This window comes from Pseudorhodobacter sp. (genome assembly GCF_030452865.1).
In the GTDB taxonomy this organism is placed as follows: domain Bacteria; phylum Pseudomonadota; class Alphaproteobacteria; order Rhodobacterales; family Rhodobacteraceae; genus Pseudorhodobacter.
Map to the genome: position 1 here is coordinate 1 of NZ_JAKDLJ010000567.1, position 1,719 is coordinate 1,719.

Genomic DNA, 1,719 nt, shown 5'->3' on the forward strand with positions numbered 1-1,719 from the left:
ATCGCAAACCCTTGCAGCACCGGGTTGCGCGGCAGGTCCGCACCGCGGATGTTCAAAAGCCAGCACAGGCTGTCCGGCAGGGTAATGACGGCCGCCTTTTGCCCCGCTTCGCGCAGCACCGCCGCGAGTTCGCCGCGCTTGTCGGCGCTGGTCCGGCCCGCAAGCGCATCTGGATGCAGAAACGCTTTTCCAGTTGGAGCGTCCGGCTGATCCGCCCAGATGGAATCGACATAATTTGTTACAGGTGAAAGTGTTATGAACGTTCCTTCAAGTGATTTCTCAATTGCGTCAATCTCATCTTTGCTGTGCAGCCACGGGTCAAAACCGATCCGGCCTTGCAGCAGATGGTCCGCAATCCACGGGCCAGGTTTGGTATCCGGCCAGGCGACGGGTGTGAAATGCCCCAGATCAATCTGGGTTTTCACCTGGGCCCGATAGCGTCCGTCGATGAAGACCCCCGCGACATCGGGCAACACGATGCAGAACCCGGCGGAACCGGTGAAACCTGTCAGCCATTGCAACCGTTCATCGCGCGGCGCAACATATTCGCCTTGATGGGCATCGGAGCGCGGAATAATGAACCCGTCCAACCCGTTCGCCGCAAGTGCCGCGCGCAACTGCGACAGGCGGGCAGCGCCTTGGCCGGGATTGGCGGATGATGTGAAGGTCTGGAACATCTTGCGTGGCCTTTTCCGGTCTGCGGGATGGTCTGCGCGGGGCTTGCGGGGGTGTCGCGACGGCGGCGGTTCAGCCCACCTTGCGCATCCCCAACACCCGCGCGCGCATCCGTGGATCATTGTCGAACAGACCAGCAAGCTGCTCGGTCATGGCCCCGGCCAACTGCTCGACATCGGTGATGGTCACTGCGCGCTCATAATACCGGGTCACGTCATGGCCGATGCCGATGGCGATCAGCTCCACCGCTTTACGCTTTTCCACCATGGCAATCACATCGCGCAGGTGTTTTTCCAAGTAATTCGCGGGGTTGACGGACAGAGTTGAGTCGTCCACCGGTGCGCCATCCGAAATCACCATCAGGATTTTGCGCTGTTCCCGCCGCGCCATCATGCGGCGGTGCGCCCATTCCAGCGCCTCGCCGTCGATGTTTTCCTTCAGCAGCCCTTCCTTCATCATCAGCCCCAGATTGGGCCGCGCGCGCCGCCAGGGCGCATCGGCGGATTTGTAGATGATGTGGCGCAGGTCGTTCAATCGACCGGGTTGTTGCGCACGGCCCGAGGACAGCCAGCGTTCCCGGCTTTGCCCGCCTTTCCACGCGCGGGTGGTGAAGCCGAGGATTTCGACCTTGACCGAACAGCGTTCAAGCGTCCGTGCCAGAACATCGGCGCAAATCGCCGCGATGGAAATCGGGCGACCGCGCATCGAGCCGGAATTGTCGAGCAAAAGCGTCACGCAGGTATCGCGGAATTCGGTGTCTTTTTCCTGCTTGAAGGAAAGCGGTGTCGTCGGGTTCGCCACCACGCGGGCAAGGCGGCCCGCGTCCAGTGTCCCTTCCTCCAGATCGAACAGCCAGCTTCGGTTTTGCTGCGCTTGAAGGCGGCGTTGCAGCTTGTTGGCGAGGCGCGAAACCGCCCCTTTCAAGGGCTCCAACTGCTGGTCGAGATAGGCGCGCAACCGTTCCAGTTCGACAGCTTCAGCCAAATCCTCCGCCCGGATTTCTTCATCGTAATCCGTGGTATAGACGGCATAGTTCGGATCGGC

1 protein-coding gene and 1 pseudogene are annotated in these 1,719 nt (G+C 61.1%); both read right to left on the reverse strand.

All coding sequences use genetic code 11. The features are described from left to right. A partial coding sequence (locus L0H65_RS19465) for an aminopeptidase P family N-terminal domain-containing protein (RefSeq protein WP_301460837.1) occupies positions 1 to 677 on the reverse strand: 677 nt, incomplete at its 3' end. 70 nt (positions 678 to 747) lie between these two features. Next, positions 748 to 1,719, reverse strand: a pseudogene (locus L0H65_RS19470) (cobaltochelatase subunit CobT); the annotation flags it as partial.